The 18,257-nt window shown below is 69.9% G+C and carries 13 protein-coding genes and 1 tRNA gene; 9 read left to right on the top strand and 5 right to left on the bottom strand.

The features are described from left to right. Nucleotides 1–3 precede the first annotated feature (3 nt). The 6 genes from VNT50_RS13785 (at nt 4) to VNT50_RS13760 (ending at nt 11,281) form a co-directional block, all read left to right on the top strand. Nucleotides 4–1,401, top strand: a complete 1,398-nt coding sequence (locus VNT50_RS13785; RefSeq protein ID WP_325485679.1) for an NAD(P)/FAD-dependent oxidoreductase — start codon at nt 4–6, stop codon at nt 1,399–1,401. A gap of 6 nt (nt 1,402–1,407) precedes the next feature. Further along, nucleotides 1,408–1,481, top strand: a tRNA-Leu gene (locus VNT50_RS13780). A gap of 138 nt (nt 1,482–1,619) precedes the next feature. After that, nucleotides 1,620–8,006, top strand: a complete 6,387-nt coding sequence (locus tag VNT50_RS13775; RefSeq protein ID WP_325485678.1) for an SdrD B-like domain-containing protein — start codon at nt 1,620–1,622, stop codon at nt 8,004–8,006. Between the two features lie 55 nt (nt 8,007–8,061). Then, a complete protein-coding gene (locus VNT50_RS13770; protein WP_414683974.1) occupies nt 8,062–9,303 on the top strand; it encodes an alanine racemase in 1,242 nt (413 codons plus the stop codon). Beyond that, nucleotides 9,300–10,610: a D-arabinono-1,4-lactone oxidase gene (locus VNT50_RS13765; RefSeq protein WP_325485676.1), complete on the top strand. Its 1,311-nt coding sequence runs from the start codon at nt 9,300–9,302 to the stop codon at nt 10,608–10,610. Before VNT50_RS13770 ends, VNT50_RS13765 begins: the two co-directional genes overlap by 4 nt. Nucleotides 10,611–10,711: 101 nt before the next feature. Next, a complete protein-coding gene (locus VNT50_RS13760) occupies nt 10,712–11,281 on the top strand; it encodes a LemA family protein (RefSeq protein WP_325485693.1) in 570 nt (189 codons plus the stop codon). Between the two features lie 24 nt (nt 11,282–11,305). Here the strand turns inward: VNT50_RS13760 and VNT50_RS13755 are convergent, their stop codons facing one another. Further along, on the bottom strand, nt 11,306–12,247 hold the full coding sequence (locus VNT50_RS13755; protein ID WP_325485675.1) for a hypothetical protein: 942 nt from the start codon (nt 12,245–12,247) through the stop codon (nt 11,306–11,308). Next, nucleotides 12,244–13,527 carry a winged helix-turn-helix domain-containing protein gene (locus VNT50_RS13750; RefSeq protein WP_325485674.1) on the bottom strand — a complete coding sequence of 428 codons (1,284 nt, stop codon included), beginning with the start codon at nt 13,525–13,527 and terminating at the stop codon, nt 12,244–12,246. The genes VNT50_RS13755 and VNT50_RS13750 overlap by 4 nt, the downstream gene beginning before the upstream one ends. A gap of 134 nt (nt 13,528–13,661) precedes the next feature. Here VNT50_RS13750 and VNT50_RS13745 point away from each other — a divergent pair, with 134 nt between their 5' ends. After that, nucleotides 13,662–14,846 carry an AI-2E family transporter gene (locus VNT50_RS13745; protein ID WP_325485673.1) on the top strand — a complete coding sequence of 395 codons (1,185 nt, stop codon included), beginning with the start codon at nt 13,662–13,664 and terminating at the stop codon, nt 14,844–14,846. Next, a complete protein-coding gene (gene ilvA / locus VNT50_RS13740; RefSeq protein ID WP_325485672.1) occupies nt 14,843–16,066 on the top strand; it encodes a threonine ammonia-lyase in 1,224 nt (407 codons plus the stop codon). The genes VNT50_RS13745 and ilvA overlap by 4 nt, the downstream gene beginning before the upstream one ends. Before the next feature lie 33 nt (nt 16,067–16,099). Here the strand turns inward: ilvA and greA are convergent, their stop codons facing one another. Both greA and VNT50_RS13730 read right to left on the bottom strand, forming a co-directional pair. Further along, a complete protein-coding gene (gene greA, locus VNT50_RS13735) occupies nt 16,100–16,591 on the bottom strand; it encodes a transcription elongation factor GreA (protein WP_325485671.1) in 492 nt (163 codons plus the stop codon). Nucleotides 16,592–16,711: 120 nt separating this feature from the next. After that, nucleotides 16,712–17,107, bottom strand: a complete 396-nt coding sequence (locus VNT50_RS13730) for a DUF4307 domain-containing protein (protein WP_325485670.1) — start codon at nt 17,105–17,107, stop codon at nt 16,712–16,714. A gap of 66 nt (nt 17,108–17,173) precedes the next feature. Between VNT50_RS13730 and VNT50_RS13725 the strand changes: the two genes are divergently transcribed. Beyond that, nucleotides 17,174–17,497, top strand: a complete 324-nt coding sequence (locus tag VNT50_RS13725) for a hypothetical protein (RefSeq protein ID WP_325485669.1) — start codon at nt 17,174–17,176, stop codon at nt 17,495–17,497. Nucleotides 17,498–17,504: 7 nt separating this feature from the next. Here the strand turns inward: VNT50_RS13725 and trhA are convergent, their stop codons facing one another. Beyond that, a complete protein-coding gene (gene trhA, locus VNT50_RS13720; protein ID WP_325485668.1) occupies nt 17,505–18,242 on the bottom strand; it encodes a PAQR family membrane homeostasis protein TrhA in 738 nt (245 codons plus the stop codon). Between the last annotated feature and the right edge of the window lie 15 nt (nt 18,243–18,257).

Genomic DNA, 18,257 nt, shown 5'->3' with positions numbered 1-18,257 from the left:
CCCGTGCCCAAGATCCTTATCGTCGGCGGCGGCTATGCCGGCTTCTACACCGCGTGGAAGCTCGAGAAGCACCTTCGCAAGGGCGAAGCAGAGGTCACGATCGTCGACCCCCTGCCCTACATGACCTACCAGCCCTTCCTTCCCGAAGTGGCCGCCGGTTCGATCGAGGCACGCCACTCGGTGGTGGCCCTGCGCCGCCACCTCAAGCGCACGACGATCATCACCGCGAAGGTCACCGGGATCGATCACGCCCACAAGACCGCGACGATCACGACGAACGACGGCGATTCCTGGCAGCAGGAGTACGACCAGATCGTGGTCACCGCCGGAGCGGTCTCCCGCACGTTCCCGATCCCCGGCATCGCCGACAATGCGATCGGGCTCAAGACGATCGAGGAGGCCGTCGCGATCCGCGACCGCATCCTCACCAACTTCGACAAGGCCGCCCTGCTGCCTCCCGGACCGGAGCGCGACCGCCTCCTGACGGTCGTCGTGGTCGGCGGTGGATTCGCCGGCATCGAGGTCTTCGCCGAGCTGCGCTCGTTCGCCTCGGCGCTCATCAAGAGCTACCCGCAGGTCACGTTCGAAGACACGCACTTCCACCTGATCGAGGCCATGGGGCGCATCATGCCCGAGGTGTCCCTGAAGACGAGCGAATGGGTGCTCAAGGACCTCGCCAAGCGCGGCGCCTTCATCCACCTCGACACGCAGGTGACGGGCGCGGTCGGCGGCAACATCGAGCTCTCCACGGGCGAGGTCATCCCGACCGACCTGATCATCTGGACCGCCGGCGTCATGGCCAACCCCACCGTGGTCCGCGGTGGGGACCTCCCCGTGGAGGAGCGCGGCCGCATCCGCACCCGGGCCGACCTGCGCGTCGGATCCGACGACGAGGTCGTCGAGGGCGCGTGGGCGGCCGGCGACGTCTCGGCGGTTCCCGACCTCTCCGGCGGCGGCGTGGGCGGCTACTGCGTGCCGAACGCGCAGCACGCCGTCCGCCAGGCCAAGCTGCTCGCGAAGAACCTCACCGCCGTCCTGCGTGGCGAGCTGCCCCGCGAGTACGTCCACAAGAACATGGGTGCCGTCGCGGGCCTGGGTCTCTACAACGGCGTCTTCCAATCGGGAAGGCTCGCCCTCAAGGGCATCGTGGCCTGGGTCGCACACCGCGGCTATCACGGCCTCGCCATGCCGTCTTGGGAGCGCAAGTTCCGCGTGCTGTGGGGCTGGTGGAACAACCTCTGGCTCGGCCGGGACATCGTGAGCCTGCAGGCGGTGCAGGATCCCCGCTATGTCTTCGAGGAGTTCGCGGCGCGTCCGCGTCCCGCGCAGGCCGCCGTCGCCCCCGCGCCCGCCGAGGCGCCGAAGGCAGAGCCGGCGAAGGTCAGAGCGGCGGCCGGATAGGTCGGGGCCCCCGTAGCCCAACCGGCAGAGGCAGGCGACTTAAACTCGCTCCAGTCCGGGTTCGAATCCCGGCGGGGGTACGGGTACCACGCTCACCGGCTTCGCCGTAGTGGTTGAGGTCCCGAAGTTGCCTCCGCTATCGGCGCACTGCCATACTCCCCTCGGGGGGTATCAGTCGAGCATCCTCATTGCTGTGGACGAGGGGATGCGCACCGACGATGATGCAGCCGGCACGGTGGGAGATCGTCAGGACGTTCGCGGCAGCGCTCACGGCGCTTCTCCTCGTCGCGGCGCTGATCGTCGCTCCGGCCACGTCTGCCAGCGCGGCCACCCTGACGCTCTCCGCCACGCGTTCGAGCTCGGGCGGCAGTGCCGACGCCGCTTCGACCTGTCCGACCCAGGGTACGCCCACTCCGGACAGCCACTGCGCGGGGTACGACACGTCCACGCTCGCCATCGACCAGATCGTCCGCACCGGCGACAACGCGAACGTTCGCTTCGACTTCTCAATCGATGCCGCCGATACCGGCGTCGTGCTGACCTCGACGCTGCCGCTGTTCGGTGCGAACCCCGCGGCCGTGTGGACCTCCATCCCGGCGGCCTGCGCCAGTGGGTCGACGCGCACGAACGCGAACCGCACCCTCAACTGCGTGATCGCATCCCCGGCGGGCGCGACCGACGGCTCGGTGACGGCGAACCTGCAGATGGCGCCGGCCGCTCAGGACGGCTTCACCTTCACCGTGCAGGCGACGATCGACTCCAACGGCAGCGCGCCGGTCGCGAGCACGGGCGGTGCCACGTTCACGTCATCGAACGCGCCCTTCTGGAACCTGAACAAGACCATGTCGCGCAACGTCCTCCCTGCGCCGTTCGCCTACAACTCCCCGACCGGTGAGGCGGGATTCGCGGTGCCGAGCACGACCGGCGTGCAGCCCGGAAGAGTGGGAGGCTACTCTCCGCTGCAGGGCCCCGTCACCTGGATCGAGAACACCGCGGCGATGCCGGTCGGCACCCGCCTGCTGAACTGGGGCAACTACGGCAACGGCTGCGGCCGCCAGTCGGCCGCGTCGGTGGTGGCGAATCCCGGGTACGTGAACACCGCGGTGCCCATCACCAACCAGCTGTCGTCGATCGCCGATGCGAACTTCCTCTGCAGCCAGCCCGGGGGAGCCAACACCGCGATCCAGATGAGCTGGACCAACCCACCGGCCAGCACGACCGGGTTCGCGCATGCCTGGATCATGCTGTGGATCCCGGCGACATCCGTGCCGGCGGGAAACTCGACCGTCACGCTCAGCACCGGCGGGTTCAGCCCCGACCCGGTCGACATCTTCGGGGTGAGCAACTACCTCGCGGCACTCGAGCCGACGGGCGACAACTCGCGCACGAGCGGCACCATCATCAACCAGGACAACCGGAGCCTCACGAAGGGGGCGATCGCCGACGCCGCGAATCCCGCGTCGAACTACACCGGCTCTGGCGTCAGTGCGCTGAACCGCGCCACAAAGTTCCAGACCGCGCTGCACTTCTCCAACACGGGCACCGTCGCCCAGGATCCCGTGCAGATCTGCGACATCTTCGACAGCACCGTGGCGCGCCTCGTGCCATTCACGTCTGGCGCGTACGCCGTTGGTGTGACGCGCGGTCCGGCCGGCGACCCGATCCTCGCGCCGCCCTATGACCCCGCGGCCGGCTACAACAACACCAACAACTTCGCGATCGACCCGGCCTCCTACATCGTGGAGTTCGCGGCGGGGGACCTCGAGGGGGGCATCCCGACGCCGACACCGCAATCCGCTGCTTCGTTGACCGCCGCCGACTGCTCGGATGGCGGGAACGCCACGGGATGGCACAGCAACCCGAACGATCCCGCGATTCTCGCGTACGCGACCGCGCGCGGACTGACCGACCCGTTCGACGTCATCAACCGGGTGCGCATCACCTTCATCGGCGGTCCGGTGCTGCCGGGCACGCTCGTCGGGGCCAAGCTCCGGTTCGAGACGAGGACGGTGTTCCGCGACTCGACGACCGAGGCGGGGGAGACGCTGCCCGCGACGACGCCGATCCGGGATGTCGCCGCCTACAACTACCCGCAGCTGCCCGCTGCCATCCCGGACTGGTCGAAGTCCGCGGTCGCGGCCCCGGCCATCTCCGGAACCCTCGGCATCGCAGTATCGGTGGTCAAGTCGGTGAGCCCCGGAAACGTGCAGGCTGGTGCGCCCGGGCTCGACACCGCGACCTATACGATCTCCCCACGGATCCGGGTCGGCGAGGATGTCGCCACCCAGCAACTCGTGCGGGTGTACGACTTCCTTCCCGTCGGTATGCGCTACGTGGTCGGCTCCTCGACGGTGAACTCCGTCATCAAGGCACCGAGTGCGGTGCTGCCGCAGAACGACGGCTCGACGGTGCTCGTGTGGGATCTCGGTCTCGTGCAGGGCACGACGAACGTCAACGTCGTCCTGCCGAACATCACGTTCAAGGCCAGCGCCGACCCGCTCGCTCCCACCCCGGCGACGAACTACAACATCGCCCAGGTTGAGGCGGTCGCGCCGGACGGCACACTGCTCGATCCGAGGATCTCGTCGTGCGCCAATCACGTGAACGTCACCGTGCCGCCGACGCCGAGCGTGCCCGTGCAGACGACGGTGAGGATCGCGCCGCCAGCGAATTACGCAGGATGCGTCAGCCAGGGCCAGCAAGCCAGGTTCCACTACGCGGCGCTGGTCATCGGCAACGCGTTCCTCGAGCTCGGCGCCGCGAAGACCGCGCTGTCGCTGCAGGTCGAACCGAACTCGACCGACGGCGTCTCCGGGGCGCAGGTCGGCTGGAACATGACGATCAAGAACACGACGAGCAACGCGCTCGGCGGTGTGGACATCGTCGACGTGCTCCCGTACAACGGCGACACCATGACGCCTGCGTCGGACTTCTCCGGCACGATCGGGCTCGCGAACCTCACCACGAACGACGCACTCTCCGTGTCGCCGAACGCGCTGCCCACGAATGCGGGAGGGCCGTTCCCGCCACGCGCGGGCACGACCTTCTACGTGACCGCGGCGGCTCCGGCATCCATCGCCACCGACCCGTATGCGGCGAGCAACCTGCAGGGGGGCTCTACCCAGTGGTGCCTGCTCGTCGACATCGGCGACCCCGGATGCCCGGCGACCCTCGCTGCGGCAACCGCGTTCCGCACGATCTCCGGATCGCTCGCCTCGCTCGCCGAGCGCACGGTGCGGATCGGCGTGACCACGAGCGGCAACGCCGACGGCGACGTGTACACGAACGGTGCGCAGGCCCAGGCCATCGGCCTGACCACGCTGGTCACCGTGTCGCCCGCGTCGTTCACGGTCGTCGGCTCGGAGATCACCGGAACCATCTGGGAGGACCCGAACGCCGACGGCGTGATCGACGGCGCGGAGGCGACGCGTCTCGACGGCGTCGATGTCGTGCTCACCGGCACGGCGAACGACGGCAGTGCCGTGAACCTCACGGTGCAGACGGATGCCGACGGGTTCTACGTGTTGCCGAACCTGCGTGCCGGCAACTACACGGTGACCGTCGACCAGGCGGACGTCCGCGCGATCAATCCCGGGTACGCGCTGACCTACGACCCCGAGAGCGGCACCGCGGGCCCCGACGGGGCCTTCCCGGTCGTGCTCGGTCTCGACAGCACCGTGAATCTGCGCAACGTCGGTTTCGCGTCCCAGTCGCTCAGCGGCACCGTGTACGACGACGATGACAACGACGGCGTCCTGGACGCCGACGAGAGCGGCAACGGCGGCGTCACCGTGACGCTCACGGGCACGGATGACCTCGGCAGCTCGGTCAACCGCTCGACCGTGACCGCGGGCGACGGCACGTACGGGTTCGACGACGTGCGACCGGGAACCTACGACCTCGTCAAGACGCAGCTCCCGGCCACCCTCGCGGGCAAGAACACGTCCGGCACCGCCGGCGGCACGGCGGGCGCGCCCGGCACGAACACCATCACGGGGATCGCGCTGGAGGTGGCCGAGAACGGGATCGGCTACCTGTTCGGCGAGCTCGTCCCCGAGGTGGTCGCGGGCGTGGTGTATGTCGATGACGACAACGACGGCGTGCAGGATCCCGGCGAACCGGGCATCCCGAACGTCACGATCGACCTCAGCGGCACCGACGATCTCGGCCCCGTCGCGCAGACGCGGCAGACGCTCGCCGACGGGTCGTTCACGTTCACCGCGCTGCGGGTGGGCACGTACTCGCTGAGCGAGGATCAGCCGGGCACATACCTGCAGGGCATGACGGCGACGAACGGCGCCGACGGCGACGTGTCGGGCGACACGATCAGCGACATCGACCTCGATGGCGACCCGCTGACCGAGACCCGGACCTACTCATTCGGCGAGATCCCGCCGGCGACTGTCTCCGGTGTCGTCTACAACGACATCGACGGCAACGGCGTGCAGGACGCCGGTGAACCCGGTCTCGCGGATGTCGTCGTCGACCTCGATGGCGTCGACGACCTCGGCGCGGCAGTCTCGGAGACGCTCCAGACCGGAGTCGACGGCTCGTACGAGTTCGTGCAGGTGCGCCCTGGCACGTACACCCTGTCGGAGACCGACCCGGCTGGGTATCTCGACGGCAAGGAGACGGCCGGAGGGGCCGGAGGCATCGTGGACAACTCCGCCCCCGGCTCGAAGACCATCTCGGACATCACCGTCGGGGTTGGCGTTGCCGCAACCGGCAACCTCTTCGGCGACGTGCTGCCGGCGAGCCTCGCTGGTCTGGTCTTCGAGGACGACGACAACGACGGCGCACAGCAACCCGGCGAGGCCGGGATCGCGGGTGTCGAGCTCACACTGACCGGCACGGATGACTTCGGCGCTGCGGCATCCGCCACGGTCCTGACCCTGTCCAACGGCACCTACGCGTTCGCCGGCCTGAGGCCCGGCACCTACACCGTGACCGAGACCCAGCCGAGTGCGTACTTCGACGGGATCGACACCCAGGGCGACGCCGGGGGAACACTCGCCAATGACTCGGTGAGTGGCATCCTGCTCGAGTCCGGCACGGCCGCGACCGGGTACCTGTTCGGTGAGCGCACGGGCGTTTCGCTCGCAGGACTCGTGTTCTCCGACCTCAACGGCAACGGCGCGCAGGATCCGGGCGAGCCGGGCATTGCGGGCGTGACCATCGACCTCGTCGACGCGACGGGCGCCGTCACGCTCGACACGACAGTGACGCTGGCGGACGGATCGTGGGAGTTCACCGGCCTCGAGCCCGGCCTCACCTACGGCGTCGAGGAGACGCAGCCGGCGGGTTACGCGAACGGCGCGTCCGTTGCGGGAACCGCGGGCGGAACCGCGGGCGTGGATGAGGTGACCGGCATCCTCCTGGACAGCGATGCGACCGGCTACCTGTTCTCCGAGATCGCGCTCGCCGCCATCTCGGGCGTCGTGTGGCACGATGCGAACGACGACGGGGCGTTCGACGCCACTGAGACGCCGATCGCCGCCGCGGAGATCACGCTGAGCGGCGCCGCGGGCAGGACCACGCTCACCAATGCGGATGGCTCATTTGTGTTCGCCGATCTCGTGCCCGGAACCTACACGCTGGTCCAGACGCAGCCCGACAACTGGGCCGACGGCGCCGTGGTGGCCGGAACCGAGGGTGGCGACACGAGCAAGAACACGATCAGCGATATCGTGCTGGGCCCCGACACGTTCGCCACCGGGTACGGCTTCGGCGAGCGGGAGGCGGAGCTTCAGGTCTTCGTCGACACGCAGACCGTGGATGCCGATCTCGCGCCCGGCCCGTACGTCCCGGTCGGTTCGCCCGTGCGCTGGACCTACACGGTCGTGAACAACGGCGACACCTCCATCAGCGGGATCGTCGTCACCGACAGCGAGACCGGCGCGGTCGACTGCCCGTCGACGACGCTGGCACCGGCGGCGACGATGGATTGCGTGGTCGACGGTGTCGCTGTCGCCGGCCAGTACGAGAACACGGGCACCGTCACCGGAACCGTCGATGACTCCGAGGTCGGCGCGGGTGGTGCCGGGCTGCTCGAGGTCGTAGAGGTGCAGGCCAGTGACCTCTCCCACTACTTCGGGATGCGGACCGGCGCGACCGTGACCGTCACCGTCAACGGCGAGGACGCCCGGGCGACGCCCGGACCGGTGGTCGCCAACGGCGGGACCGCGCTGGTGCGGGTCGTCGTCGAGAACACCGGCAACGTGCCGCTCACTCTCGACACGCTCGACACCGACGGGCTCGGCTCGCTCGACTGCACGCCCGTCGGCCCCGTCCCGCCGGGCGGAATACTCGAGTGCACGACGACGCTCCGTCCGGCATCGGGCAACTACGACCATCTGCTAGCCCTGGTGCTCCTCGCCCCGGATGCGACGGATGTCGCCGGCCTGACCGCGGACACCGTCCTCGAAGTGGGAGCCAACGCGTTCTATATGGTCATGGAACCGGGGATTGTGCCGCCGGCCATCGCTCAGACCGGTGCGAACTTCGACGGTTCGTGGCTCGCTATCGGGGCTCTGCTGCTCCTGCTCGGAGCCATCCTGCTGTTCGTGAGGCGTGACCTGCCGCGGAGGGTCGCGGACTGCGGGTGAGGCGCTTCCGTGCCCCGGTTGTGCCGCAGGCTCGATCGCGTTGCGCGGCCCTAGGCTGGGCTCCGTGCTCGACCTGACCGCTCCGGCCCCGTCCATTCCCGCACGCGCATGGGACGATCCGCCCCGCTGGTGGGGGCGGATCTCGGACGCCGCTGCCGGCCTGTCGGCACCGGTCGCCGTCATCGACCTCGACGCACTGCGCTTCAACGCCCTCGATCTGCTGGTGCGATCGAGCGGAGTCCCGATCCGCGTGGCGAGCAAGTCGGTCCGCGTGCGGGAAGTGCTGGATGCCGCGCTGCGGCTCCCGGGATACCGGGGCATCCTGGCGTTCACCCTCGCCGAAGCTCTCTGGCTCGCCGAGACGCACGACGACATCGTCCTCGGGTATCCGACGACCGACCGAGCCGCCCTCGCGCGGCTCGTCGCCGACGACGCCACCGCATCGCGCGTGACCCTCATGGTCGACGATCTCGCCCAGCTCGACCTCGTGGATGCGATCGCCGCTCCGAGCGCGCGGGCGGAGGTCCGCGTGGCGATCGACGCCGATGCGTCGTGGCGCGCCCCGGGGCTCGGGCACATCGGCGTGCGTCGCTCGCCCCTGCACACGCCCGAAGAGGTGTCGGCGTTCGCGCGCGCGGTGGCCCGCCGGCCGGGCTTCCGGCTCGTCGGCCTGATGATGTACGAGGCCCAGATCGCCGGCCAGGGAGATGACACCGGGTCGGGGGATGCCGTCATCCGTTGGATGCAGCGCCGCTCCCGCGACGAACTGCTCGGCCGCCGCGCCGCGATCGTCGAGGGCGTGAACCGCATCGCGCCCCTCGAGTTCGTCAACGGCGGTGGCACCGGTTCTCTCGAGTACACGGCAGGCGACACCGCGGTCACCGAGGTCACCGCCGGAAGCGGTCTGTTCGGCGGGCACCTGTTCGACGGCTATCGAGCGTTCGCCCCCGCCCCAGCAGCAGCGTTCGGGCTCGACGTGGTCCGCAAGCCCCTGCCCGATGTCGCGACCGTGCTCGGGGGAGGGTGGATCGCCTCGGGGCCGCCCGTGGCATCGCGCCAGCCCCTCCCGGTGTGGCCGGAAGGGCTGAAGACCCTTGCCCGCGAAGGCGCGGGGGAGGTGCAGACGCCCCTCCAGGGGCAGTCCGCGCGCCGGCTTGCAATCGGCGACCGGGTGTGGTTCCGGCACGCCAAGAGCGGCGAGGCATCGGAGCGAGTGAACGCGTTCCACCTCGTGGATGGCGACCAGGTGCGCGGGGAGCTGTCCACGTACCGCGGCGAGGGAAGGGCCTTCCTGTGAGACCCGGCGGCGAGTGGCAGAACTGGGGTCGCACCGCGAAGGTGCGCCCGCAGCGGGTGGAAACCCCTCCGAGCGCAGCGGCGGTCCAGCGCGCGGTGCAGGCCGCGGGGTCCCGTGGCATGCGCCTCAAGGCGATCGGCGCCGGCCACAGCTTCACCGAGATCGCGGTCGCCCCGGGCGTCCTGCTCGATCTGAGCGACCTCGCGGGCCTCGTCGAGGTCGACCGGGAAAGGGCGCGGGCGCGCCTGCTCGCCGGCACCCGCCTGCACCGCATCCCCGCGCTGCTCGCCCCGTACGGGCTCGCGATGCCCAACCTCGGCGACATCGACCGCCAGTCCATTTCGGGAGCGATCTCGACGGGCACCCACGGCACCGGCGCGCGGTTCGGCGGGATCAGCACGCAGGTCGTCGGCGCGACCCTCGTGACGGCGGATGGCGACATCCTCACGGTGAATGAGAGCCAGAACGCCGAGCTGCTGCCGGCGGTCGCCCTGGGGCTCGGTGCCCTCGGCATCCTGGTCGATGTCACGCTGCAGTGCGTGCCCGCCTTCCTGCTGCACGCGCTCGACCGGCGGGAATCGCTCGATGACGTTCTCCAGACGCTCGATGAGCGCGCCTCGGCATCCGATCATTTCGAGTTCTACTGGTTCCCGCACACCGATCTCGCCCTCACCAAGACCAACACACGCCTAGCCGAGAGCGCCGTGCGCGCCCCGCTCCCGCGCGTCGGCAAGTGGCTCGACGAGTCGGTGCTCTCCAACGGGCTCTACCGGATCGTCTGCGCGGCGGGTGTCGCAGCCCCCGTCGTCGTGCCGTCGGTCAGCCGCCTCGCGGTGAAGCTGACCGGCGGCCGGGAGTACACCGACGCCTCGACCCGCGTCTTCACCCAGCGCCGAAACGTGCGCTTCCGTGAGATGGAGTACGCGCTCCCCGCCGCGAACGTGAAGACCGCGTTCGCAGAGCTGCGGGCGCTCATCGAGGCGCGCGCCTGGAAGATCTCGTTCCCGGTCGAGGTGCGGTTCGCGGCCGCCGATGACCTGTGGCTCTCGACGGCGCACGGCCGAGCCTCGGCATACATCGCGGTGCACCGCTACTGGCGCGAAGATCCGAAGGCCTACTTCGAGGCGGTCGAGCAGATCATGCTCGCCCACGGCGGGCGACCGCACTGGGGCAAGATGCACACCCTCGACGCGGGCGCGCTGCGCGAGCGCTATCCGCGGTTCGGTGATTTCGTCGCCCTCCGCGACCGCCTCGACCCGGGGCGCATGTTTCAGAACCGCTACCTGGAGCGCGTGCTCGGCGCGTGAGCACGGCGCTCCGGGGCGCCTGGGAAGGCTCCCAACATCGCCTGGGCGTACGCGACGCTCCGGCTAGGATGAGGGGATCACTATGAGGGGGCTCTGTGGATATGTGGGAATGGTTGATTCCGGTTCTGATCGTGGTCGCGCTGGTCGTGATCGCCGGCATCTACCTGTGGGCGACATACAACTCGCTCGTGCAGCTGAATGTCCGCGTCGATGAGGCGTGGAGCGACATCACCGTGCAGCTCAAACGCCGGGCGGATCTGATTCCGCAGCTGATCGAGACAGTGAAGGGCTACGCCGCCCACGAGAAGGCGGTGTTCGAGAACGTCACGCGCGCACGCGCCGAGACGTTGAGCGCCACCGGACCCGCCGAGGCCGGTGTGGCCGAGGGACACATCCAGCAGGCCCTGAAGAGTCTGTTCGCGGTGGCCGAGGCCTATCCGCAGCTGCAGGCGAGCCAGAACTTCCTGCAGCTTCAGCACTCGATCGTCGACACCGAAGACAAGATCCAGGCCTCCCGACGCTTCTACAACGGCGGGGTGCGCGAGCTGAACACGAAGATCAAGATCTTCCCGAACAACCTGTTCGCCCGCAACCTCGGCTTCCAGGAGCGGGAGTTCTTCGAGGTCATCGACGGCGCCGCGATCTCGGAACCGCCTCGCGTCCAGTTCTGACCCGACGCCACGGCATGGTCCGCGTCACCGGACGGCCAGCAGCATCTCGTCGCCGGTGAACGTCAGGGAGCCGTAGAGCGCCCAGTCATCCGCCCGGTACGTGAAGCTCCCTGCCGTGCCGTCGCGGGTTGTGCCCGAAGCCGTCGCGACAAGCACGCCGCCCGTCGCCGCGAAGGTGCCATCGGTGGGGGAGAGGCTGATGCTCGGCCGCTGCTCGACACGGTAGGCGAGACCGTCGAGCGTCGCGAGATCCGCCGCCCACGGGACCCGGATGCCGCATGCCTCCGGCAGGCTGGTCGCCGGCACCGTGCACTGATCGAGGTAGACGTCCAGGCGGGTCTGAGCCTGCGCGACGGCGTCGTCGGCGAGCATCGCCTCCACTTGCACCGTGACGTCCTCGGTGTTCGTCACGACGGCGGCGGATCCGCCGGTCAGGATGCCGGTCGGCGCCGGGTGGACCGGATATACAGCCGGAAGCAGAGACACCGTGCCCGCCGGCACGAGCGCGTCACCGACCCACACCGAGTCCCCGAGGGTCGTGGTCACAGCGAGGGTCGCGAGGTAGTCGTTCCTCAGCATCCACCGGCCATCGCGCACGCTGAGGGCGAACGCGACGTCGCGGCGCTCGCCGTCGAGGTCGAGGCTCCCACGGAAAACGGTCGCATCGCTCGTCGCCGTCTCGTGCTCGACGCGCGGCGCAGAGCCGTATGTCGCCCCGGCGAAGGCGTCGACGAGAGCGGCTTCCGACGCGGCGTCGGCCAGGGGCTCCCGCATCTCGGAGATGGTTTCGAAGTCGCCCTCGCTGAGTGCTGTCAGGTACTTCTCGGCGGCATCCGCGGCGCTCGGCGGGCGGGTGAGCGCCCACACCGCCGCGGCGGCGCCGACGAGGGCCATGACGGCGACGAGGACGCCGATCACGACGGCCCTTCGCGGGCGCCGGCGCCGCGCGGGCGAGGGCGCCGTCACGACGCCTCCTCGAGCGCCTCGTCTTCGGGCGCTGCGGCGGGTTCGGTCGTGACACGCTCGTGGCGTCCGGCGTCGGGCATGACGCGCGCGAGGTCGGGCACGGCGTCGCCCCACGTCGAGAGCGACACACGGTCGAGCCCCTGCCAGTGCGCCGCGAGGCGCAGCTCGTCGGCGACGCGTTCGGCCGCCGCCCGAGGAGCGGAATGCTCCCACCACGCCGATTGCACGAGCAGCGTGGACGACGCCCTGTCGGCCTTGAGGTCGATCCGGCCCACGATGGCATCGCCGACGAGCACGGGAAGCGAGTAGTAGCCGAAGACCCGCCGGGGCGCCGGGGTGTAGATCTCGATGCGGTACTCGAAGTCGAAGAGTCGTTCCGCGCGGTCGCGGAACCACACCACCGGATCGAACGGGCTGAGCAGGGCCGCGGTCTCGAGCGCCCTCGGGATGACGGCATCCGTGTGCAGCCAGGCGGGGAGCGGTCTCGCCCCGCGGTCCCAGCCGACCACCCGCACCGGGCGGAGCTCGCCCTGGTCGACCAGTTCGTGCACGGCGGTCATCACCGCGGGCCGATCCCGGAGCCGGTAGTAGTCGGCGAGGTCGGCGGCCGACGCGACGCCGTACGACCGCGCGGCGCGGCGGACGAGCTCCCGGATGGCGTCGCTGCGGGGCACCGTGCGCTCCAGAACGTCGGCGGGGATGACGTGCTCGGCGAGCCCGTACCGCCGCTCGAAGCCGCGGCGACCGGCGATCGCGACCTCGCCGAACATGAAGAGGTACTCCAGAGCCGCCTTCACGACGTTCCAGTCCCACCACGGGCCGCGACGCCCGCGATGCGCGTCGGTCTCGATCTGCGCGGGCCGCAGCGGCCCCCGTGCGGCGAGCTCGGCGCGTACCCACTCGACCGTTGCGGCGTTCTGGGCGAGCCAGCCGTCCGGGCCTCCGTACTTCGCCCGCATATCGTCCATGCGGAAGCGCCACAAACCCCAGTCCTCGATCGGAATGAACGCGGCGACGTGCGCCCAGTACTCCACGTAGGGGCCCCGCCGACCGAACAGGAGTCGATCGAGTGCCGCCGGGTCGTAGGAACCGAGCCTCGCGAAGTACGGCATGTAGTGAGACCGCGCGAAGACGTTCACCGAGTCGATCTGTGTCACGCCCATGCGTGCCGCAGTCAGGTTGAGCTGGCGGGTTCCCACGACGCGGGGCCGCGGCCTGCCGAACCCCTGCGCGGCCAGCGCGACCCTGCGCGCTTCGGCCGCGCTGAGCGTGTCTTTCACGCGGGCCAGCCTAGCTGCGGCATCCGACAAGGCCTTTGTGGGGCTCCGCCCCACAACCCCCCGGCTTGCTGGCGCGGCTCCCTTGGGCCTCGACCCCACGAGGAGGGCCTGCTCGCGCGCCTAGACTGAGGCGGGTGACCGAAGACAAGCCGCGCGCGAGCTTCCTCGACAATCTGCGCCATCGCACCACCACCCCCGACGTCGCGTCCGGACTGCCCCGCGGGCTCCGCGTCGCCACCGCCTACGCGTGGCGCTTCCTCGTGATCGCCGCGGCGATCGGCGTCGGCGTGTGGCTCGTCATCCAGCTCAAGCTGCTCGTCATCCCGCTGCTCGTCGCGATCCTGGTCACCGCCCTGCTGTGGCCAGCCTTCACCTGGATGCTCCGCCACCGGGTGCCGCGGTGGCTCGCCATCGTGATCGCCGTGCTCGGCACCGTCGCGATCGTGGGCGGCCTGGTGTGGCTGATCGTCTGGCAGGTGTCACGTCAGTGGGGATCGGTGCAGGACCGCACCGTCGAAGCGATGGACGAGTTCCGGCAGTACCTCATCAGTGGCCCCCTCAATCTCTCCGCGGCGGAGATCGACGATCTGCTGGCGCAGGGCTGGACGCTCATCCAGGAGCAGGCGGAACTCCTGTGGTCGGGCGCTCTCGCGCTCGGCTCGACCCTCGGTCACGTCGTAGTCGGCGCCCTCCTCTCCCTCTTCATCCTGTTGTGCATCCTGGCCGACGGCCGCGGCATCTGGCGCTGGACCGTCCGGCTTTTCCCCCGCGAGGCGCGGCCCGCGGTCGACGGCGCGGCACGAAACGGCTGGGTCACGGTCGTCAACTTCGCGCGCACTCAGCTGCTCGTCGCGTCGATCGACGCGGTCGGCATCGGGCTCGGTGCCTTCTTCCTCGGCGTTCCGCTGGCGATCCCGATCGCCGTCCTCGTGTTCCTCGGCTCCTTCGTGCCGATCGTCGGGGCCGTGGTCACCGGTGCGCTCGCGGTGTTCCTCGCCCTCGTCTACAACGGGCCGTGGATCGCCCTGTGGATGCTGATCGTCGTCCTCGGCGTCCAGCAGCTCGAGGGCCACGTGCTGCAGCCCCTCTTGATGGGGTCGGCCGTGAAGGTGCACCCGCTCGCCGTCGTGCTCGTGGTCGCCGGCGGCGCCATGGTCGGCGGCATCCCCGGCGCGCTGTTCGCGGTGCCGCTCGCCGCGTTCGTCAACGTCGTCGCGGTCTCGCTCACCTCCGGGTCCTGGCGCACGGGAGCGCGACCGCCCTCCAGCGACGTGATCTGGAGCACCGTTCCACGCACACCCAGGGGAGTCACGCGATGAGGCCGACGCTCGCAGAGTTCGAGGATGCGGCGGCCGGTCTGAAGGGTGTGATCACGCACACCCCGCTCGACCAGTCGCAGCACCTGACCGACCTTCTCGGCGTCCCCGTCCACCTGAAGCTCGAGAACCTGCAGCGCACCGGATCGTTCAAGATCCGCGGCGCGTTCCACCGGCTGTCGCGCCTCACCGCCTCCGAGCGGGCGCGCGGGGTGGTCGCTGCCTCCGCGGGCAATCACGCACAGGGCGTGGCGCTCGCGGCGCAGCAGCTCGGCATCCCCGCCACGATCTTCATGCCCCTCGGCGTACCCGTCCCGAAGCTCCTGGCGACGCGGGGCTACGGTGCCGAGGTCGTGCTCGAGGGCGCCACGGTCGAGACGCCCCTCCGGCTCGCCGCCGAGTACGCGGAGCGCACCGGGGCGGTGCTCATCCACCCGTTCGACCACCTCGACATCATCACCGGCCAGGGCACCCTCGGCCTCGAGCTCATGGAGCAGCTGCCCGAGGTCGAAACGATCGTCATGGGCATCGGCGGGGGAGGGCTCATCGCCGGTGTCGCCGCCGCGGTCAAGGCGAAGGCCGCCGCGCTCGGGCGCACCGTGCGGATCATCGGCGTGCAGGCCGAGAACTCGGCCGCCTATCCGTCCTCGCTCGCGGCGGGGCGCCCGCTCCAGGTTCAGACGCGTCCCACGATCGCCGACGGCATCGCGGTCGCCCGGCCGGGAGACCTGCCCTTCGCGATGATCAGGGAGCTGGTCGACGACGTCGTCACTGTCACCGAGGACGACATCGCCCGCGCCCTCCTGGTGCTGCTCGAGCGCGCCAAGCAGGTCGTGGAGCCCGCGGGTGCCGTCGGTGTCGCGGCGATGCTCGCCGGCGAGATCCAGGCGAGCGGACCCACGATCTCGGTGCTCTCGGGCGGCAACATCGACCCGCTGCTTCTCCAGCGCGTCGTCGCGCACGGGCTCTCGGCGTCGGGACGCTACATGACGCTGCGCATCCCGCTGCCCGACCGGCCCGGCATGCTCGCCCGGGTCGCCGAACTGATCGCCGGAGCGGGCGCGAATGTGATCGAGGTCATGCACACCCGCCACGGGCAGGGGATGCAGATCAGCGAGGTCGTGCTGCAGGTCAGCGTCGAGACCCGCGGCGAAGAGCACCGGGCACTCGTGATCGACACCCTGCACGAGGCGGGATTCACCCCGAGCGTCGTCGCCGACTGAGTCGGCTCGCCGCCGGCGACCACCCCGGCGCGGCTACTGCCCGGAGTACGTCTCGACCTTGACGATCTCGACGCCGATCTGCTTGCCGTTGGGCGCGCTGTAGCTCGAGGACTGGCCTTCCTTCAGGCCCAGGATGGCGGCGCCCAGGGGACTCGCCTCGCTGTAGACGTCGAGCTCGGAGTCGACCGCGATCTCGCGATTGCCGAGCAGGAAGACCTCTTCGCCGCCCGCGACGATCGCCGTCACCACCGTGCCGGGCTCGACGACGCCGTGGCTCGCGGGGGCCTCGCTGACGGTCGCCGTCTTGAGCAGGTGCTGGAGCGTGCGGATGCGGGCCTCTTGCTTGCCCTGCTCATCCTTGGCGGCGTGATAGCCGCCGTTCTCCTTCAGGTCGCCCTCTTCACGAGCGGACGCAATGCGTGCGGCGATCTCTTCGCGGCCGGTCGTCGAGAGCTGCTCGAGTTCGGCATGCAGGCGGTCGAACGCCTCCTGGGTGAGGAACGTGACCGGGGCATCGTCTACCACGGGGTTCTCCTTCGTTCGGTGCGGCGGTCGCGCCGCCGGTGTGCCCGCGCGGGGCACCCTCAGATATGCGGAGACGCCCCGGCTCCCGCCAGGGCGTCGATGAATTGCAGTCCGAACAGACTACGTGACCCAGCAGGAGTGGACCAAACCCGTGGTCGCCCGGGCGAGGGTTGGGATCGTCTCGACGAAGGCGCGCGCGTTCGCATCGGACGCCGGGAACTCGACCACGCGCCAGCCCACGACGCCGAAGTCCTCATCGAGTGCTTCGAGGGCGCACGCGAAGGCGGCGCCCGCCGGCGGCGTCACCTGGAACGACACGGTGACGGTGCGGTCATCGACGATCTCGTGGCCCGTTCCGTCGTATCCCACCTGCTGCACAGAGCCGGCGATCGTGCTCCACGCGAGTGCGCCGACGGATGCCGCGGCCACAAGCGCGACGATGATCCAGAAGGCCCGGCGGCGGGCGGGGCGCGGGCCGCGGCCATAGCGCTCGTCGAGCTCTTCCTGGGTCGTCACGGGGTCTCCATCGAGTGGTTAGGCTGGAATCCAGGCTATGCGCTGCGGCGCGGATCGAAGGACACGATGCACCTACTCGCCGCCGCATTCGGCGGGGTCCAGGCCGCGCTCACCGCGGCGGCGGCGACTCCCACCCCCACACCGACGGTCGATCCCGTGCTGGTCACCCCGGGTCCGTGGGGTTTCGCCGTGATCGCCTTCGTCGCACTCGCCGTCGTGCTCCTCGTGGCCGACATGATGCGCCGCATTCGCCGCACCCGGTATCGCGAAGAGATCAACGACGAGCTGGATGCCGAGCAGAAGGCACAGCGTCAAGCGGAGGCCGCCGCCGCGGCGACCGACGCCGACGATCAGGCCATCGATCCCGGGGACGACACCGCGCGTCCGTGAGCTCAGGTCAGGTCGGCAGGCCGAGTGAGGGTGCGAACGGGTTGAGCGCGATCAGCAGGCACGCGGTCCAGTGGCACAGGAACGCGAGCACCGTGCAGACGTGGAAGATCTCATGGAACCCGAAGTGGCCCGGCCAGGGGTTGGGTTTCTTCACCGCGTAGACGATCGCGCCGCCGGTGTAGAGCAGACCTCCGACGATCACGAGCACCATCATCGCCGCATTCGCGCGGAGCAGGTCGGGCAGGTACATGACGGCCGCCCAGCCGAGGGCGAGGTAGAGGGCGACATAGAGCCAGCGCGGCGCGTGCAGCCAGAAGACGCGGAACAGGATGCCGAGCAGCGCGCCCGACCACACGACGACGAGCAGCAGCGTCCCCTGCTGCGGGGGCAGCGCGAGCACCGCGATCGGGGTGTAGGTGCCCGCGATGAGGAGCAGGATGTTGGCATGGTCGATGCGCTTCAGTACGGCCCGCGTCCTGGGGCCCCAGTCGAAGCGGTGGTAGAGCGCCGAGTTGCCGAAGAGCAGCAGCGACGACGCCATGTACACGGCGCACGCCCACTTCGCCGTGGCGCCCTGGGCGGCGAAGATCAGGACGATGCCCGTCAGGATGGCGATGGGGAACGTGCCCGCATGGATCCAGCCGCGCCATGACGGCTTCGGTTCGACGTTGGCATCGATCGCCGCGACCTCCAGCAGGGGAAGTTCCGGCACGTCGTGCCTGCGTGTCTTCGCGCGTCGAATCATGCCTCGAGCGTAGGC

Origin of the sequence: Microbacterium sp. (genome assembly GCF_035554235.1) — a bacterium.
Classification (GTDB): domain Bacteria; phylum Actinomycetota; class Actinomycetes; order Actinomycetales; family Microbacteriaceae; genus Microbacterium.
The sequence above is the reverse complement of the archived record's forward strand: the minus strand, read 5'-3'. Positions and strand labels throughout refer to the sequence as shown.

Excerpts from the sequence above, each read along its gene's own strand:
- VNT50_RS13775 (WP_325485678.1), top strand. The coding sequence starts at position 1,620 with ATGATGCAGCCGGCACGGTGGGAGATCGTCAGGACGTTCGCGGCAGCG.
- VNT50_RS13760 (WP_325485693.1), top strand. The coding sequence starts at position 10,712 with ATGTGGGAATGGTTGATTCCGGTTCTGATCGTGGTCGCGCTGGTCGTG.
- ilvA (WP_325485672.1), top strand. The coding sequence starts at position 14,843 with ATGAGGCCGACGCTCGCAGAGTTCGAGGATGCGGCGGCCGGTCTGAAG.
- VNT50_RS13725 (WP_325485669.1), top strand. The coding sequence starts at position 17,174 with ATGCACCTACTCGCCGCCGCATTCGGCGGGGTCCAGGCCGCGCTCACC.
- trhA (WP_325485668.1), bottom strand. The coding sequence starts at position 18,242 with ATGATTCGACGCGCGAAGACACGCAGGCACGACGTGCCGGAACTTCCC.